The sequence below is a fragment of the Synechococcus sp. CBW1107 genome, from assembly GCF_015841355.1.
GTDB lineage: Bacteria > Cyanobacteriota > Cyanobacteriia > PCC-6307 > Cyanobiaceae > Regnicoccus_A.
On sequence record NZ_CP064908.1, the window covers coordinates 609238 to 626326 of the forward strand.

Consider the following 17089-nt stretch of genomic DNA (forward strand, 5'->3'; position numbering starts at 1 on the left):
CCGCACGCTCCGGCGTGGAGCGGCAGCCCATGGCGCCCCAGACCCAGCCGAACCTGGCCATCCAGGCCATGGACCTCACCACCTTGAGGGCGGTGCTGGCGGAGCTGCGTCCCCTGCTGGTGCCGGCCCGCTTCGAGAAGGCCCAGCAGCCCAGCCCCCACACCCTGCAGCTTGGACTTCGAGGTCTGAGCGGGATGCGCTGGCTGGAGATCAGCTGGCTGGCGGCGGCCCCCCGGCTGATGGCGATCGATCCACCACCGAAGCAGGGGGACGGCAGCACCCTGGCCCGGGTGCTGCAGCACGGGCTGGGGGGGCTGGCCCTTGTGGCGATCGAGCAGGCGGGCTTCGAGCGGGTGGTGGATCTGCATTTCGCACCCCGACCCGGGGAGCCCAGTGGCCGCCGTCTGGTGGTGGAGCTGATGGGCCGTCACAGCAATGTGTTTCTGCTCGATGCCCAGGGACGGGTGGTGAGCCTGGCCCGCCAGGTGCGGGAGCAGCAGTCACGGCTGCGGCCGATCGCCAGTGGCTCCAGTTACGTGCGTCCGCCGGCCCTGCGGTCGGATCCCCCCAGCCTCGAGGAGTCCCAGGAGCGCTGGCAGCGGCGGCTGCTGCTGGTGCCCGTGTCCCTTCGTCAGGCCCTGCAGCAGACCTACCAGGGAATCAGTCCGGCCCTGGCGCTGCAGCTGGCCGATCAGGGGCTGGAACCGGCGGAGGAGCTGCTGGCCCGACCGGTGGGAGCGCTCACCCAGGAGCAGTGGTCTCACCTCTGGGCGCGGTGGCAGCGCTGGCTGCAGGACCTGGAGCAGGAGCGCTTCGGCTGGGACGTCGATGACTCCAGCTGTGGCTCTGGTGGCTCAGGCCGTTACCGCTGCTGGGGTACCGCCTGCTGTGGCCCCGTGAACGCCCCCCTGGCGGCCTACTACCGCCAGCGGCTGGGCCAGGAGGAGCTGCAGCGACGGAGGGCAAGCCTGGAGCTGAAACTCCTGGCCGCCCGGGAGCGCGAGGAACGCCAGCGCCAGCAGCAGCAGGATCTGCTCGATCAGGTGGACGGCGGGGATGATCTGAGCCGTCAGGCCGACGCTCTGCTCTGCCTGGCGGCACCCAGCCGCGACCAGGTGGCCGAAGCCCAGGCCCTCTACAGGCGTGCCCGGCGGCTGCGGCGCTCGGTGGTCTCGATCACCCCCCGGCTGGAGCTGCATCAGCGCCAGCTGGAGCGGATCGACGCCAGCCTGGCCTTCCTCGCCCTGCATGGCCCCGAGCTGAACCCCGGCGACGCCCGGGGCATGGATCTGGACGACGCCCTCAGTCAACTCGAGGCCCTCGAGCAGGAGAGCGAGGAGCTGCTGGTCCGGGGTGGCTCCGAAGGACGCCGCTCAGGACGCCGCTCCCCGCCCCGCTCAGCCGCGGCCAGCACCCCGTCCCCGCTGGAGCTGCTCACCCCCGGCGGACTGCGCGTGCAGGTGGGCCGCAACCACCGGCAGAACGAGTGGATCAGCCTGCGCCAGGCCCGCCGGGGCGACCTCTGGTTCCACGCCCAGGAATGCCCGGGCAGCCACGTGATGCTCAAGTCCTCGGCCGCGGAGGCCGCCGACGCCGATCTTCAGCTGGCCGCTGATCTGGCCGCCCACTTCAGCCGGGCCCGTCACAATGGGCGGGTTCCGGTGCTGAAGGTGCCCTGCGATCAGCTGCAACGAATCGCGGGAGCTGCCGCCGGCACCGTGACCCACCGAGGGGGAGAGGTGGTCTGGGCCTCGCCTCAGCGAGCCGCCCACTGGCTCGCTGAGGCGGAATCTGTGCCTAAGGTCCCTGCGGAGCCAGGGCCATGAGCGAACCAACCCCATCCACAGCCAGCAGCGGAGCCACGGGAACGGCCCTGCCCGTGCCGGAGCCCATCCGCGTCAGCCGTCCGGATGAGTTCCCCGGCGAGGTGGAGATGACCCTGCTGGAGCACCTGGAGGAACTGAGGCGGCGGGTGCTGCGCAGTCTGCTGGCCCTTGTAGTGTCGGCGGCCGTCTGCCTGGTGCTGGTGCGGCCCCTGGTGCGCCTTCTGCAGGTGCCGGCCGTGGGGATGCGTTTCCTGCAGCTGGCCCCGGGGGAATTCCTGTTCGTCTCGCTCAAGGTGGCCGGCTACGCCGGCCTCACCCTGGTGCTGCCCTACATCCTCTATGAGGTGCTCTCCTTCGTTCTTCCAGGCCTGACCAGGCGCGAGCGCCGGCTGGTGGCGCCGGCGGTGGCGGCCTCGGCAGTGCTGTTCCTGGCCGGTCTGGCCTTCGCCTGGTGGGCGCTGGTGCCCGCGGCCCTGCGCTTCCTGGTGAACTACGGCGCCGATGTGGTGGAGCCGATCTGGTCGATCGAGCGCTATCTCGACTTCGTGCTCCTGCTGATGGTGGCCACTGGGCTGGCTTTCGAGCTGCCGGTGCTGCAGTTGCTGCTCGGGGCCTTCGGCCTGGTGGGATCGCGCACCATGCTGGGGTCCTGGCGCTGGGTGGTCCTGGGCTCGGCCCTGGCCGGCGCCGTGCTCACCCCCTCCACCGACCCGGTCACGATGCTGCTGCTCACCGGAGCGATCACGGCCCTGTTCCTGATCGGGGTGGCGCTGGTGGCTCTGGTGGAGCAGGTGCGCCCCGAGCCCGGCTGATCAGAGATCCTTTGCGGAGCCGAGGTCAGAGCAGGAATTCACTGCTGCGCCCGTCCGCCGGGGGCTGCAGGGCCAGGCTCATCGCCTTGCCCAGCCGAGGCCGGTCCTTCGTGGTGCTGAGCCAACCCCTCACCTGCTCCGCCACCCGGAGATCGTTGAGCACCTCCACCAGCTCCCGCAGGCGGGCTTCGTAGCCGGCGGCATCGAGGGGGAAGGACTGCTGCTCGAGGTAGGCCCACATCACCTGCAGGTACAGGCGCCCGCGGCGCTGAACCAGCTGCAGGTCGTAGGAGGCCTGCCAGCGGGAGCGCAGCAACTCGATCACCTCCTCGTAACGGAGTGGCGCTGGGGTGTGGGGAGCGGCGGGATCGGACAACAGCGAGGACGGCGGGATGGGCGCACCGTTGGGAGTGACAACAGCATGTTGCGCCAGCTGGTCAGCCCCCCGCTCTGGCAGCCGGTGGCCGGAGGGGCAACGGTCATAATGGGCGGCACGTTGCTTCGGCACCAAGGAACGCCTCGTATGACCCAGATCCCTGTGAGCGATGTGCCCGGAATGGGTCGTCGGCAGTTCATGAATCTGCTCACCTTCGGCACGGTCACGGGGGTTGCCCTTGGCGCTCTGTACCCGGTGGTCAACTACTTCATCCCCCCCAGAGCCGCGGGCAGTGGCGGCGGCACCACGGCCAAGGATGAACTGGGCAACACCGTCACGGCCACGGGCTGGCTCTCCACCCACAAGGAAGGCGACCGCAGCCTGGTGCAGGGGCTCAAGGGTGATCCCACCTACCTGCTGGTGGAAGGCCCCGAGGCGATCGGCAGCTACGGCATCAACGCCATCTGCACGCACCTGGGCTGCGTCGTGCCCTGGAACAGCGGCGCCAACAAGTTCATGTGCCCCTGTCACGGCAGTCAGTACGACGCCACCGGCAAGGTGGTGCGCGGTCCTGCCCCTCTCTCCCTGGCCCTGGCCAACGTCACGGTCGAGAACGACACCGTGTTCCTGAGCCAGTGGAGCGACACCGACTTCCGCACCGGCGACAAGCCCTGGTGGGCCTGATCCACCGCGTTCTCCCTCTCCTTCGTCGCCCGTTCGCCCACCCCCCATGCGTCGCTCCCTCTCCCTGCTGCTGAGCTCCCTGCTCGTCGCTGCCGCCCTCCTGGTGGCTCCCCAGGCCAGCTGGGCCTACCCGTTCTGGGCCCAGCAGAATTACGCCAGCCCCCGCGAAGCCACCGGCAAGATCGTCTGCGCCAACTGTCACCTCGCCAAGAAGGCCACCCAGGTCGAAGTTCCGCAGGCCGTGATGCCGGACACCGTCTTCAAGGCGGTGGTCAAGATCCCTTACGACACGTCCGTGCAGCAGGTGGGCGCCGACGGCAGCCGCTCCGGCCTGAACGTGGGGGCCGTGGTGATGCTCCCCGATGGTTTCAAGCTGGCTCCGCCTGAGCGGCTGAGCGACGAACTGAAAGAAGAAACCGCTGGGGTTTATTTCACCCAGTACAGCGACAACGACCCCAACATTCTGCTGGTGGGTCCCCTGCCCGGCGACCAGCATCAGGAGATCGTCTTCCCGATTCTCTCGCCTGATCCCGGCAGCGACAGCTCCATTCACTTCGGCAAGTATTCGATCCACGTGGGCGGCAACCGGGGCCGCGGCCAGGTGTACCCCACCGGTGAGAAGAGCAACAACGGGGTCTTCAATGCCTCTGTGGACGGCACGGTTGCCGCCATCACCCCCGGTGAGAACGGAGCCTCTGTGGTGGAGATCAGCACCAGCGATGGTCAGAGCGTCAGCGACACCATTCCCGCTGGGCCATCCCTCACCGTGGCGGTCGGCGACAGCGTCAGCGCCGGTTCCCCCCTCACCGACGACCCCAACGTGGGCGGCTTCGGTCAGCTCGATGCTGAAATCGTGCTTCAGAATCCTGTCCGTCTCTACGGGATGCTCGCCTTCTTCGCCGCGGTGGCTCTGGCCCAGATCATGCTGGTGCTGAAGAAGAAGCAGGTGGAGAAAGTCCAGGCCGCCGAGGGCATCTGAGCCTTGGCCACCACGCCGTTCGCCTGAGTGCATTCGTTGGAGTTTCTCTCCCCGGCCACGGCCCTTGCTGTGTTCGCCTCACCGGGGCCCCTGATCTTTCAGCTGGGCCCCTTTTCCCTGCGCTGGTATGGCCTGCTGATCGCCCTGGCGGTGCTGATCGGTCTGCTGCTGGCCACCCGGCTGGGGAAGGCCCGGGGCATTGACCCCGTGCTGATCGCTGACCTGCTGCCTCTGCTGGTGCTGGCTGCCGTGCTGGGCGCCCGCCTCTACTACGTCCTGCTGGAGTGGCGCCAGTATCAGCTCAACTGGCTGGAGGCCCTGGCCATCTGGCGTGGCGGCATCGCCATCCATGGAGCCCTGATCGGCGGCACCCTGGCGGTGATCGCCTACTGCCGCTGGCGCAAGCTGGCGTTCTGGAACCTGCTCGATGTGCTGGTCCCGTCCGTAGCCCTGGGCCAGGCGATCGGGCGCTGGGGCAATTTCTTCAATTCGGAAGCGTTCGGTCTGCCCACCGACCTGCCCTGGAAGCTCTATATCCCAACCCTCAACAGGCCTGCACCGTTCCTCGATCAGCAGTACTTCCACCCCACGTTCCTCTACGAATCTCTCTGGAATCTCGCTGTGGTGGCCCTGTTGCTGCTGCTGTTCCGCGCAGGTCTCAAGGGACGCATCCCCTTGCCGGCCGGGGCCCTGAGCTGCGTCTATCTGGTGAGCTACAGCCTGGGCAGAGTCTGGATCGAAGGGCTGCGCACCGACCCCCTCTGCCTGTTCTCCTCACCGCCCTTCTGTGAAGGAGGCCTGCGCATGGCCCAGCTGATGAGCCTGCTGCTGATCGCCCTCGGCAGCTTCGGCCTCTGGTGGATCTACGGCCGGCATCGCTCCCTCCCCGATCCCGGCGGTGCTCCCGCCCAGCCGAGGACCCCCTCTTGATCGCAACCTCGACTCCCGTGCCTGGAGCTGCCAGACCTGTGCAGATCGTGGGTGCAGGCCCGGGCGCCATCGATCTGATGACCGTGCGGGCCACCCGTGCCGTCGAAGCCGCCGACGTTCTGGTCTGGACCGATTCCCTGGTGTCACCCCAGATCGCCGCCCTGGCCCCGCAGCACTGCGAACGGATCCGCACCAGCATGCTCACCCTGGAAGAAGTGATGGAGCTGGTGGTCGAGCGGGCAAGGACGGGATTGCGGGTGGTGCGCCTGCACGATGGGGACCCCTGCCTCTACGGAGCCCTTGCGGAGCAGATCTGCCGTCTGGCCGACGCTGGTCTGGAGGTGGACGTGGTTCCGGGCCTGAGTGCTTACCAGGCCACCGCCGCGGCCCTCAAGGCTGAGCTCACCATCCCGGGTCTGGTCCAGACCATCGTGCTCAGTCGTGCCGGCGGACGCACGGGAGTGCCGGAGCGGGAGTCGCTGGCGCATCTGGCGTCCCTGCGGGCCTCCCTCTGCCTGTACCTGAGCGCCCGCCATGTGGAATCGGTGCAGCAGGAGTTGCTGGAGCACTACACCCCCGACACACCCGTGGCCATCGGCTACCGCGTGAGCTGGCCGGACCAGTGGCTGCAGGTGGTCCCCCTGGAGCAGATGGCGGCCGTGAGCCGGGAACGACAGCTGATCCGCACCACCCTCTACGTGGTGAGCCCAGCGCTGGCCGCTCCCGCTCAGGCCCGCTCCAGGCTGTATTCCGCCAGCCATGATCACCTGTTCCGGGCCGACACCGCGGCGGCAAACGCTTCAGGCACGGCAGAGACTGAAGCGGTGCAGGCAGGGGGCTCAGGGAGCTGAACCCCGGTGTTTTAGGATCAACAGGTGCGGGCGATTAGCACAGCGGTAGCGCACTTCCTTCACACGGAAGGGGTCACTGGTTCGAATCCAGTATCGCCCATTCTCCTGTTCAGGCCGGAGCTTCGACCGACTGCCCGGGATCAGGCCGCCACAGGGCTGCAGACCAGCTCGGCATGCAGGATGTCCATCACTTCAAGAATCCGGGTTGATTCACTCGGCTCGATCTCCAGCTGAGCCGCAAGATCAGCAAGGATCTGCTGTTCCTGAGCCACCAATGGCCCGTCGGAGCGCATGATCTCAGCCGCCACGGCAAAGGCCGTGCGACGCTCGTGGGGATCCAGCTGCAGCGCGGCTCGGGCCATCAGGATCGGGGCCCCATCGCTGCGGAGATCAGCCAGCAGCCGATCGAACAGCTGAATCATCGCCGCATCGCCCATCTGATTGAAGGGCACTCGATAGTCGAGCGAATGGCGCAGGGCCCGGGAACCGGCTCGGGTGAGCACCCCATCCCAGGACACGGCGGCAAGGGCCACGGCCACGAAGGCAGTCGGAGAGTCCATGGAACTGGCAGCAGGGATGTCCTGCCTCTGTCATGGCGACAGCAGGGCCGGTCCTGCGGTCGTCGTCGCTACCGGCTGTCGGATTCCACCAGCAACTTCACGCCAGTGGCCTCCGCCAGGGGCTCGGCGCATGCGTGCAGGCTCCAGCGCTCCAGGCTCAGATCCAGTCCCGAAGCCGGCTCGAGCCCGATGCTCAGCTCACTGGTGCTGCAGGAGATGCGCAGGCCTGCCACCGCCGGTGTGGGTCGTCGATCGAGGGAAGCGGCGAGCCGCAGGAGCATCGCCATCGCGTTGACGGCGCGCCTCTGCTCACGGCCCGGCAGCAGCAGCCAGGCCTCGTGACGCTTCTTGGGGAGACTGCGGCGGTGGTAGCGGGCAATGGCCGCCACCATCAGTTGCTCGGTTTCGGAGTAGCCGAGCAGGTCGCCATGGCGGATCAGGTACCAGCTGTGTTTGTGATAGGCGCCGATGTTGATGTGCTGGCCTGAGCCATGCAGCATCGCCGCGGCCCAGAGCAGCTGCCGCCCTTCCCCCTCGTCGTGATGCAGCACCCCTCGGCAGCGGTCGTAGAGGCTGAGGGCATGCTGAGCCACCCGATCGGCACGCGTCTGGTCGACGCCGTAGCGCTGGGCCAGTTGAAGCACCGTGCGCCTGCGGATGCCGCTCTGGTACGCGAAGCGGTCGACGATCAGGTCGTGGCGGAGCATCCAGTCGACGATCAGGCCTTCGCGCAGGGCCCGCTCACTGATCACCATCTCCGCCGTCTGCAGCATCGCCATCGCCTGCTGAAGCACCAGCGCCCCCGGCACGATGATCTCGGCGCGGCGCTCATTGATCGCGGGCAGGGAGCGCCGCTGCTCCGGGGTCAGAGTCGTCAGCCGGTTCACCTGCTGATCGATCTGTTCCCGGCTCATGCGGAATCCCTGCAGACGCAGGGGGGTGCGCTCCTGCTCGGCGGCCACCAGGGCCGCCAGGGCCGTGGCGGTGCCGCTGGTGCCCACCATCACCGGTACTTCCCCCGGCCGCAGCTGGCGCTTCACCCGCTCCACGGCCGGCTCCAGCGACCCCTGGATGAATGCCCGCAGGAAGGTGAGCCGGGCCGGAGGCATCGGGTCCTCGTGGATGAAATCCCTCTGCAGACGTACCGCCCCGATCCGGGTGCTGGTGAGTTCACGGGCATCGGACCCGTCGGCCAGGATCAGTTCGGTGGAGCCACCACCGATGTCGAGGATCAGGTGGGGGGTGTCACCGAAGGCCATGCCCGAGAGCACCCCGAGATAGATGAGGCGGGCCTCTTCCTGGCCGCTGACCAGATCCACCTCCAGATCCAGCTGCTCCTGCACCGCCTGCACGAACAGGCGGCCATTGGGTGCCTCCCGCACCGCGCTGGTGGCGGCCGTGAGGATCTGCTCCACCCCATGGCTCTCGGCCAGCTGACGGCAGTGGCGCAGGGCGATGAAGGCGCGCTCGATGGCCTCGGGGGTGAGGTCCCCCGTCTCGGGATCCCGCTCCCCCAGCCTGGTGGTCGACTTCTCCGCCAGGACCAGGCGGAAGCTGCGCAAGTGCGGGTCCACCGCCGCGATCAGCAGGTGGATGGAGTTGGTGCCGATGTCGATGGCGGCCACATGCCGGAGCCCGTCACCGGCGGCCTGGCTGGCGGGAGCGGCCACCGTGGCGGCGGGGTCGGGAGGGACCATCGGGCGACCAGCCGGCACTGACCGCGTCACTTTGCCACCGAAGCGCACAACCGCTCGCCACGGGCCACAGCCCCAGGCCGCCCCTGGCTCAGAGGGCCGTAACCTGCGCCGATGAACATCCGCGCCTCCCTGCGGGGTTGGTTCGAGCTGCTGCGCTGGCACAAGCCCAGCGGACGTCTGATCCTGCTGATCCCGGCCGGCTGGGCCCTCTGGCTCACCCCCCAGGCCCCACCATCCCCCTCCCTGGTGGGCCTGATCGTGGCCGGGGGTCTGGCCGTGAGCGGAGCCGGCTGCGTGGCCAATGACCTCTGGGACCGGCGCATCGATCGCCTGGTGGAGCGCACCCGCACCCGCCCGATGGCCAGTGGCCGGGTGGGAGTGGTCGAGGCGGTGGTCCTGCTGATGGGCTGCCTGCTGGTCGCTCTGGCGGTGGTGCTGGCTCTGCCGACTGCCGGCCGAGGTCTCTGCCTGGCCCTGGCGGCGGCCACCCTGCCACCGGTGCTGCTCTACCCCTCGGCCAAGCGCTGGTTCGCCTATCCCCAGCTGGTGCTGGCCTTCTGCTGGGGGTTCGCGGTGCTGATCCCCTGGGCAGCGGCCACGGCCGGCCTGGAAGGAGGCTGGCCCCTGCCGCTCGCCTGGCTGGCCACGCTGCTGTGGACCTTCGGCTTCGACACGGTGTATGCCATGGCCGACCGGACGGATGACGCAGTCCTGGGGGTGCGCAGCAGTGCCCTCAGCCTGGGGGACAACGCTGCCGCCGCGGTGGCCCTCAGTTATGCCGCCGCCGCCCTGCTGCTGGCGGTGGCGGCCACCGCTGCCGGGGTGAGCTGGATCTTCTGGCCCCTGTGGAGCGTGGCGGCGGCGGGCATGCAGCGGGAAGCCTGGCGCCTGCGGGGGCAGCCGCCGCGCTCCCGCTACGGGGAGCACTTCAGCCGCCAGGTGCAGCTTGGCTCCCTGCTGCTCCTGGCCCTGGTACTGGGGCGCGGGGCATGAGCGTCTGGTTGCCAGCCCCCCTGCGGCCGGGGGACCGGGTGAGGCTGGTGGCAGCCAGCTCCGCTCTGGCGGAGCGCCAGCGGCTGGAGGCGGGCATCGCCGTGCTGGAGGGCTGGGGACTGAACGTGGAGCTCCCCTTCACTCCTGAGCGGCGCTGGGGTTACCTGGCGGGGCGGGATCATGAACGGCTGGCCGACCTGCTGCCGGGTGGAGAGGCCGGCACCGGCGAACGGACCGCTCCAGTCGAGCCGGCCGGGCTGCTGGCCTGCGTACGCGGCGGCTGGGGTGCAGCACGCCTGCTGGAGCAGCCGCTGCCCCTGCCTGAGGGCTGGCTGCTGGGGTTCTCCGACGTGACCTCCCTGCTGCTGGCCCAGCAGGCCCGTGGCCTGCGGGGAGCGGTCCATGGCCCGATGGTCACCACCCTGGCGGCCGAGCCGCCCTGGAGCCAGGAGCGGCTGCGCCGGCTGCTCTTCGGCGAAGCCCCGGGGGCGCTGCAGGGAATCCCATGGCGGGGCGGGCAGGCCGAAGGTCCGCTGCTGGTGGCCAATCTCACCGTGGCCACCCATCTGCTGGGAACGAAGCACCTGCCCGATCTCCGGGGGGCAGTGCTGATCCTGGAAGACGTGGGCGAAGCCCCGTACCGGATCGAGCGCATGCTCACCCATTGGCGCCTCTGTGGCGCGCTGCAGCAGCTGGCCGGGATCGGCTTCGGCAGCTTCCAGGGCTGTGAGGAACCCGACGAAGCCCTGGTCTCGGCAGGTGAACGCTTCAGCCTCGAGCATGTGCTGCGCGAACGCACCGCCGACCTCGGCATCCCCGTCCTCGCGGGGCTGCCCGTGGGCCATGATCCCGGCAACGGCGCCCTGCCCCTGGGGGTGCCCTGCCGCCTGGATGGGGAATGCGGCGAGTTGAACCTGCTGCTCTAGGAACCACCGCCGCGGGCAGCCAGCACCGCCTCGGCGATGGTGAGATCAAACGGGGTGGTGAGCTTGATGTTTGAGGCTGAGGCCTCGATCACCCGCACCGGCCAGCCCAGACGCTCGAACAGCGAGGCGTCGTCGGTGACACTCCAACCCTCGGCCGCTGCCGTGGCATGGCCGCGGCGCAGCTGGGCCAGAGGGAAGCCCTGCGGAGTCTGGGCCGCCCAGAGCACCTGGCGGTCGGGGGTGTCCTCGATGGTGCCGTCGGCCGCCACCCGCTTGATCGTGTCCGACACCGGCACCGCGGCGATCACGGCCTCCCCCCGGGCGGCCGCGGCGGCGCAGCGGCTGATCAGATCCGGCTCCACGAGGCAGCGGGCTCCGTCGTGGATGAGAAGCGCTTCAGCCTCCGGCGGCAGGGCCGCCAGGCCGAGGCGCACCGACTCCTGGCGGGTGTCACCGCCCAGGATCCAGTGCACGGGACGATCGGGCGCCGCGGCGGCCACCAGGGCCTCCACCTCCGCCTGATCCCGGCTCTGGCCCACCACCCCGATCCAGCTGATCTCCGGCGTGGCGAGGGCCGCCTCCAGGGTCCAGGCCAGGACAGGGCGCCCCGCCACAGGCAGCAGCAGCTTGTTCCGCTCGGCACCCATCCGGCGGCCACTGCCGGCGGCGGCAATCAGCAAATGCACAAGGGACTCCCTCGCAGCGGACAAACCTGACCAGATTCATACAATCAGGCCGCCCGCCGCCTTCCAGCCACCGCTCCGATGCGTGTTCTTGTACTGATCCCGGGCGGCATGGCAACTCAGCTGCAGGCCGTTCCGGCGGTGGCCGCCGTCGCCAGCCATCTCCATGCCCAGATTCAGGTGGCCTGCCCCCCCGGGGTGGCCGCGGCCTGGAGGCTGGTGCCGGCGGTGGAGAAAGTTCTCGGCTATGGCTTCGATCAGGGGGTGAGCCTGGCCGACTGGGCCAACCTGCTGGGGGGCGTTCGCGAACCCGATTTCCAGGTCTGCCTGAACCTGGGCAGTGGCTGGCCGATCGATCTGATGCTGTCCCTCGGCCACATCCCCACCCGGATCGCGACCGGGGGCTTCTCCGCCACCAGCACCGTCAGCCGCCAGCCGGGTTGGCCCAACCAGACCCTCGAGGCCTGGCTGCGCCCGATCGGCGTGCCCCTCGATGCGGCCGGCTTCCGTCTCAGCCTGCCCAAATCCGCGTTGGAGAAGGCGCTGGCCGCTGCACCGGCAGGTGATGGCCCCCTGCTTCTGCTGGCCCCTGACCCCCAGCCCACCGCGGCGGAACCTGACTGGCCGGCCCAGCGCTGGCAGGAGCTGCCGGAGGCGATCCGGGCCCGCCTGCCCCAGCTGCGCGTGCAGCAGGCCCGCGGTGATGGCAGCCCTCTGGAGCGAGCCGCCCAGGTGGCCGCCGCCGACGTGGTGCTCAGCCGCGATCCGATCACGACCGAACTGGCCCTCCTGACCGGCACTCCCCTGGTGGCCCTGGGTCGCAGTGGCGACAGCCTGCCCTCCCGCCCTGGTGTACAAGGACTCGGTGAGGCAACGTCCCTGCACGAGCTCGATGTTGCTGACGTCCTGCAGGCCCTTGGACTGGGCTGAGCGTCCCCTCTTCAACCCCGGCGCCTCGGATGCCTCCACCCCCCAGGCGTCGACGCCCCAGGCCTCCCTCCACCAGGATCCGGCAGCCCTGGCGATCCCCCCTGATCGCCCTGATCGCCCTGGTGAATTTTTCGGCGGCGGGCTACCGGTTCACCGAGGGCTGGGACTGGGGCGACTGCTACTGGATGGTGCTGGTGATCCTCACCACCCTGGGCTGGAGCGACGGCACCACCCAGCCCCTCTCCGGGGCCGGCCGTGTGGTCACCACCCTCTCGATCGCGGGGGGGTTGGTGGTGGTCCAGATGACCATCCAGGGGCTGCTCGGGCTCACCGATTCCGGCTACTTCCGCCGGATGCGCGAACTCCGCTTCCGCCGCTGGCTTCTCACGATGCATGATCACGTGATTCTCTGCGGCTATGGCCGGATCGGCCGGGAGATCGCCGACCAGATCACCGCCGAGGGGGTGCCGCTGCTGGTGGTCGAGATGGACCAGGGCCGCAAGGAAGCTGCGGAGGAACATGGCCTGCCGGTGCTTCAGGCCGATGCCACCCTCGATGAGACCCTGATGGAAGCGGGGATCCACCACTGCCGCAGCCTGGTGGCCGCCCTGCCCAGCAACGCCGCCAATCTCTACGTGGTGCTCAGCGCCCGTGGCATCGCGCCCCGCTGCCGCCTGATCGCCCGCTCCGACAGCGACGAGGCGGCACGAAAGCTCCGGCTGGCCGGCGCCGATCAGGTGGTGAGTCCCTATGTGGCCGGCGGGCGCAGCATGGCTGCCACGGCCCTGCGTCCCCTGGCGGTGCAGTTCATGGACCTGCTGGCCGGATCGGAGTGCGAGGTGGAGGAGTTTCAGATCAGCAGCAACGGCCAGCTGCTCGGGGATCTCAACGGCCGCACCCTGGCCGAGCTGGAACTGCGCCGGCGCACCGGTGCCCTTGTGCTGGCGGTGCGTATGCCCGCCCCGAAGGCGAACAACCCGTCCGTGTACCGCGGGATCACCAGTGCTCCCCTTCCCCCGAAACTGATCGCCAACCCCAATGGCGATGTGCGGTTGATGCCGGGCCAGTTGCTGGTGGTGATGGGCAGCAAGGAGGAACTGCAACGCTTCGCCCAGCTGCTGGGCCCCGCGCTGGAGGGAGTCGAAGCGATGACCAACTGAGGTGGCCAACTGAACGTGGCCAGGGGGGCGCATACGATCGCCCTCTCCTCGCCGCCCCGCCGATGACCGGATCCGCTGTTGCCCCACTCACGGGCCAGGTGGCTCTGGTCACCGGAGCCAGCCGCGGCATCGGCCGGGCCATCGCCCTGGACCTGGCCGCCAGCGGAGCCGAGGTGGTCGTGAACTATGCCGCGTCCGCTGACGCTGCCGAAGCGGTGGTGGAGGCCATCACCGCCACCGGCGGCCTGGCCTGGAGTCACCGCGCCGACGTCTCCCAGGAAACGGAGGTGGAGGCGATGGTCAAGCAGGTGCTGGAGCGCAGCGGCCGGCTCGACGTGCTTGTGAACAACGCCGGCATCACCCGTGACGGGCTGCTGATGCGCATGAAGACCTCGGACTGGCAGAGCGTGATCGACCTCAACCTGACCGGCGTCTTCCTCTGCAGCCGTGCTGTCTGCCGCACGATGCTCAAGGCCCGCAGCGGCCGGATCATCAACATCACGTCGGTGGTGGGGCTGATGGGAAACCCCGGCCAGGCCAACTACAGCGCCGCCAAGGCCGGTGTGATCGGCTTCACCCGCAGCACCGCCGCCGAGCTGGCCAGCCGAGGAGTCACCGTCAACGCCGTGGCCCCGGGTTTCATCGCCTCCGACATGACCAAGGATCTGGACGTCGAGCGGATCCAGGCGGCCATTCCCCTGGGCCGGCTGGGTCAGCCCGAGGACGTGGCCGGTGTGGTGCGCTTTCTGGCCGCCGATCCCGCCGCCGCCTACATGACCGGCCAGGTGCTGCAGGTGGATGGCGGCCTGGTGATGCGCTGAGGCCCGATCACGACTGGATCGGCTGCCCCAGCTCCTCCCTCAGGCGGCGGATGCGCTGCAGCAGCCTCAGACGCCGACTGCGGGCCGTGATCGTCAGGAACAGGCGCAGGGGCACATAGACGAGGGCCATGGCCAGTCCCAGGCCGGCGATGACCAGGAAGACCATCAGGCTGGCTCCCGAAACCGAGTCGATCGCGGGATCGGTGAGCGCATCGGCCACCGAGGCCGAGAGGCTGGCACGCAGGTTCTCCTCCATGACTGGACCTTATCGGCAGATGCGGCCTGCCGCAGCGCCCGGGTGGGCAAGCGATTCGGCTTTCCCCACCAGCCAGCCCCAGACTGGGTCCCGGCCGCTGTGGGACGCTGAATTCCATTGGGTGCGGCGGCCGTACCCTTTTCCGCCCGGGAGGTCGTCCCACCCCGGCGTCAGACCTTCACCACCTCCTGCACGACCGATGGCCAAGCTGATCAGTTTTTCCGACGCCTCCAGGGGATCGCTCGAGCGTGGGGTGAATGCCCTGGCGGATGCCGTACGGGTCACGATCGGACCGAAGGGCCGCAACGTGGTGCTGGAGAAGTCCTTCGGAGCCCCCGACATCGTCAATGACGGGGTGACGATCGCCAAGGAAATCAGCCTGGAGGATCCCTTCGAGAATGTGGGGGCCCGGCTGATCCAGCAGGTGGCCTCCAAGACCAAGGACCAGGCCGGCGACGGCACCACCACCGCCACGGTGCTCGCCCAGGCACTGGTGCACGAGGGACTGCGCAACGTGGCCGCCGGCGCCAACCCTGTGGGGCTGCGCCGCGGCATGGAGAAGGCGGCGGCACGGGTGGTGAAGAGCATCGCCTCCCTGGCCCAGCCCGTTGCCGGCGACGCCATCCGTCAGGTGGCCACGGTGAGTTCCGGAGGTGATGAGGAAGTGGGCCGGATGGTGGCCGAGGCCATGGACACGGTGAGCACCGACGGGGTGATCACCGTGGAGGAATCCCGCTCCCTCTCCACCGAGCTGGAGGTCACCGAGGGCATGGCCTTCGATCGTGGCTACTCCTCCCCCTACTTCGTCACCGATGGCGACCGCCAGGTGTGCGAGTACGACAACGCCCTGCTGCTGGTGACCGATCGCAAGATCAGCAGCCTCAACGATCTGGTTCCGGTTCTGGAGGCCGTCGCCCGGGCCGGCTCACCCCTGGTGATCCTGGCGGAGGAGGTCTCCGGCGAGGCGCTCGCCACCCTGGTGGTCAACAAGAACCGGGGGGTACTCCAGGTGGCGGCCGTGCGCGCGCCCGGCTTCGGTGACCGCCGCAAGGCCATGCTCGAGGACATCGCCATCCTCACCGGCGCCACCCTGATCAGCGAAGACCGGGCCATGACCCTTGAGAAAGTGGCTCTGGGTGATCTCGGCCGCATGCGCAGGATCACGATCAGCAAGGACACCACGACCATCGTGGGCACCGAGGATCACAGCGCCGCCGTGGCCGACCGCGTCGCCTCGATCCGCCGAGAGCTGGACGCCACCGACTCCGAGTACGACCGCGAAAAGCTGAACGAGCGCCTGGCCAAGCTGGCCGGCGGCGTAGCCGTGATCAAGGTGGGAGCCCCGACCGAAACCGAGCTGCGCAACCGCAAGCTGCGCATTGAGGACGCCCTCAATGCCACCCGTGCGGCGGTGGAGGAGGGCATCGTGGCGGGCGGCGGATTCACGCTGCTGCAGCTGGCCACGGGACTCGACGGGTTGATCGCCGACCTGAGCGGGGATGAGCGCACCGGCGCTGAGATCGTGCAGCGGTCCCTGGCGGCACCGGCCCGACAGATCGCCAACAATGCCGGTGCCAACGGCTCGGTGGTGGTCGCCGAGGCCCAGCGCCTGGGCAAGGGCTACAACGCCGTCAGTGGCACCTACGACGACATGGTGGCCGTCGGCATCCTCGATGCCGCCAAGGTTGTGCGCCTGGCCCTGCAGGACGCCGTCTCGATCGCGGCCATGCTGATCACCACCGAAGTGGTGATCACCGACAAACCGGAACCACCCGCCCCGGCCGGTGCCGGCATGGATGGCATGGGAGGAATGGGTGGCATGGGAGGGATGGGCGGCATGGGCGGCATGGGCATGCCCGGAATGATGTGATCCCTCCCCTCGGGCCGCTCCGTCAGAGGTCGGCGGCCATCCGCCCCACGTAGGCGGCCACCTGGAGATCCACCCCCGTGATGGCTGTGCCAACGACCACAGCGTCCGCTCCCTCCTCCAGAGCTCTGACCGCCTGATCTGCGCTGGACACTCCCCCTTCGCAGATCAGGGCGGCGTCTGGAGGCAACTGCTGGCGCAACAGCGGCAGCAACTCCCAGGCCGGGGGACGCCGATCGGCTGTGGCCTCGGTGTACCCGAACAGGGTGGTGCCCACCCACTGACAGCCGAGAGCCGACGCCCGCAGCCCGTTCTCGAGGCTGTCGACATCAGCCATCAGCGGGGCCCCGAGATCACGCTGAGCCCGCTTGATCAGACTGGCCAGATCCTCCCCGCCCGGGCGGGCCCTGGAGGTGGCATCGATCGCCACGATGTCGGCCCCTGCCGCCCACACAGCGCGCACCTCCTCCCAGCCCGGTGTGATGTACACGGAGCTGTCGGGGTAGACCCGCTTCCAGAGGCCAACGATGAGGGCCCCGGGGCAGCGCCGCCGCACAGCCCCGATGTGCTCGGGGCTCTCGAGGCGAACCCCGACCGCACCCTGGGCCAGGCTGGCCTCCGCCATGGCGGCGATTACCGAGGGATCACGCATCGGCGACCCCTGGGGAGCCTGGACCGAGACGATCAGACGGCCCTGCAGGGCTCCTCGAACCAGGCGCGAATCAACGACCACAGACC

At 69.2% G+C, this 17089-nt stretch carries 18 protein-coding genes and 1 tRNA gene; 13 read left to right on the forward strand and 6 right to left on the reverse strand.

The features are described from left to right. Positions 1-29: 29 nt before the first annotated feature. Both I1E95_RS03215 and tatC read left to right on the forward strand, forming a co-directional pair. The gene (locus I1E95_RS03215) at positions 30-1826 is read left to right on the forward strand and encodes an NFACT family protein (protein ID WP_231594829.1); all 1797 of its coding nucleotides are present in this window, start codon (positions 30-32) and stop codon (positions 1824-1826) included. Then, complete coding sequence (gene tatC / locus I1E95_RS03220; protein ID WP_197165425.1) at positions 1823-2638, forward strand: twin-arginine translocase subunit TatC; 816 nt, start codon at positions 1823-1825, stop codon at positions 2636-2638. The genes I1E95_RS03215 and tatC overlap by 4 nt, the downstream gene beginning before the upstream one ends. A gap of 25 nt (positions 2639-2663) precedes the next feature. Here tatC and I1E95_RS03225 read toward each other — a convergent pair whose 3' ends face one another. Beyond that, positions 2664-3017, reverse strand: a complete 354-nt coding sequence (locus I1E95_RS03225; protein WP_370594605.1) for a DUF3067 family protein — start codon at positions 3015-3017, stop codon at positions 2664-2666. Positions 3018-3161: 144 nt separating this feature from the next. Between I1E95_RS03225 and petC the strand changes: the two genes are divergently transcribed. From petC to I1E95_RS03250, 5 genes are all read left to right on the forward strand, one after another. Then, positions 3162-3698 carry a cytochrome b6-f complex iron-sulfur subunit gene (gene petC / locus I1E95_RS03230; RefSeq protein ID WP_197165427.1) on the forward strand — a complete coding sequence of 179 codons (537 nt, stop codon included), beginning with the start codon at positions 3162-3164 and terminating at the stop codon, positions 3696-3698. A 46-nt stretch (positions 3699-3744) separates the two neighbouring features. Further along, a complete protein-coding gene (gene petA / locus I1E95_RS03235; RefSeq protein WP_197165428.1) occupies positions 3745-4677 on the forward strand; it encodes a cytochrome f in 933 nt (310 codons plus the stop codon). Between the two features lie 69 nt (positions 4678-4746). After that, positions 4747-5607, forward strand: coding sequence for a prolipoprotein diacylglyceryl transferase (gene lgt / locus I1E95_RS03240; RefSeq protein ID WP_197167054.1), 861 nt, complete (start codon positions 4747-4749; stop codon positions 5605-5607). A 77-nt stretch (positions 5608-5684) separates the two neighbouring features. Further along, positions 5685-6458 carry a precorrin-4 C(11)-methyltransferase gene (gene cobM, locus I1E95_RS03245; protein ID WP_231595031.1) on the forward strand — a complete coding sequence of 258 codons (774 nt, stop codon included), beginning with the start codon at positions 5685-5687 and terminating at the stop codon, positions 6456-6458. A 28-nt stretch (positions 6459-6486) separates the two neighbouring features. Then, a tRNA-Val gene (locus I1E95_RS03250) sits at positions 6487-6558 on the forward strand. 40 nt (positions 6559-6598) lie between these two features. Here I1E95_RS03250 and I1E95_RS03255 read toward each other — a convergent pair. Continuing rightward, entirely contained in the window at positions 6599-7018 is a 420-nt protein-coding gene (locus tag I1E95_RS03255) for a tellurite resistance TerB family protein (protein ID WP_197165429.1), read from the reverse strand. Positions 7019-7086: 68 nt separating this feature from the next. Continuing rightward, entirely contained in the window at positions 7087-8715 is a 1629-nt protein-coding gene (locus I1E95_RS03260; protein WP_197165430.1) for a Ppx/GppA phosphatase family protein, read from the reverse strand. A gap of 111 nt (positions 8716-8826) precedes the next feature. On the opposite strand from I1E95_RS03260, the gene I1E95_RS03265 reads away from it, so the two are divergent. Both I1E95_RS03265 and I1E95_RS03270 read left to right on the forward strand, forming a co-directional pair. Continuing rightward, entirely contained in the window at positions 8827-9708 is an 882-nt protein-coding gene (locus tag I1E95_RS03265) for a 4-hydroxybenzoate polyprenyltransferase (RefSeq protein ID WP_197165431.1), read from the forward strand. Next, entirely contained in the window at positions 9705-10634 is a 930-nt protein-coding gene (locus I1E95_RS03270) for an LD-carboxypeptidase (protein ID WP_197165432.1), read from the forward strand. The genes I1E95_RS03265 and I1E95_RS03270 overlap by 4 nt, the downstream gene beginning before the upstream one ends. Here I1E95_RS03270 and ispD read toward each other — a convergent pair. Continuing rightward, complete coding sequence (ispD, locus tag I1E95_RS03275; protein ID WP_197165433.1) at positions 10631-11320, reverse strand: 2-C-methyl-D-erythritol 4-phosphate cytidylyltransferase; 690 nt, start codon at positions 11318-11320, stop codon at positions 10631-10633. The genes I1E95_RS03270 and ispD overlap by 4 nt on opposite strands. A gap of 108 nt (positions 11321-11428) precedes the next feature. On the opposite strand from ispD, the gene I1E95_RS03280 reads away from it, so the two are divergent. The 3 genes from I1E95_RS03280 (at position 11429) to fabG (ending at position 14228) form a co-directional block, all read left to right on the forward strand. Next, complete coding sequence (locus tag I1E95_RS03280; protein WP_231594830.1) at positions 11429-12247, forward strand: glycosyltransferase family 9 protein; 819 nt, start codon at positions 11429-11431, stop codon at positions 12245-12247. Positions 12248-12276: 29 nt separating this feature from the next. Next, entirely contained in the window at positions 12277-13407 is a 1131-nt protein-coding gene (locus tag I1E95_RS03285) for a TrkA family potassium uptake protein (RefSeq protein ID WP_197165435.1), read from the forward strand. A 62-nt stretch (positions 13408-13469) separates the two neighbouring features. Next, a complete protein-coding gene (gene fabG / locus I1E95_RS03290) occupies positions 13470-14228 on the forward strand; it encodes a 3-oxoacyl-[acyl-carrier-protein] reductase (protein ID WP_197165436.1) in 759 nt (252 codons plus the stop codon). A gap of 7 nt (positions 14229-14235) precedes the next feature. Here the strand turns inward: fabG and I1E95_RS03295 are convergent, their stop codons facing one another. Beyond that, positions 14236-14484, reverse strand: a complete 249-nt coding sequence (locus I1E95_RS03295; RefSeq protein ID WP_197167591.1) for a hypothetical protein — start codon at positions 14482-14484, stop codon at positions 14236-14238. A gap of 199 nt (positions 14485-14683) precedes the next feature. Between I1E95_RS03295 and groL the strand changes: the two genes are divergently transcribed. Further along, positions 14684-16354 (forward strand): chaperonin GroEL, encoded by a 1671-nt coding sequence (gene groL / locus I1E95_RS03300; RefSeq protein WP_197165437.1) that lies wholly within the window; start codon positions 14684-14686, stop codon positions 16352-16354. Positions 16355-16376: 22 nt separating this feature from the next. Here groL and I1E95_RS03305 read toward each other — a convergent pair whose 3' ends face one another. Then, positions 16377-17084 carry an N-acetylmannosamine-6-phosphate 2-epimerase gene (locus I1E95_RS03305; RefSeq protein WP_197165438.1) on the reverse strand — a complete coding sequence of 236 codons (708 nt, stop codon included), beginning with the start codon at positions 17082-17084 and terminating at the stop codon, positions 16377-16379. Between the last annotated feature and the right edge of the window lie 5 nt (positions 17085-17089).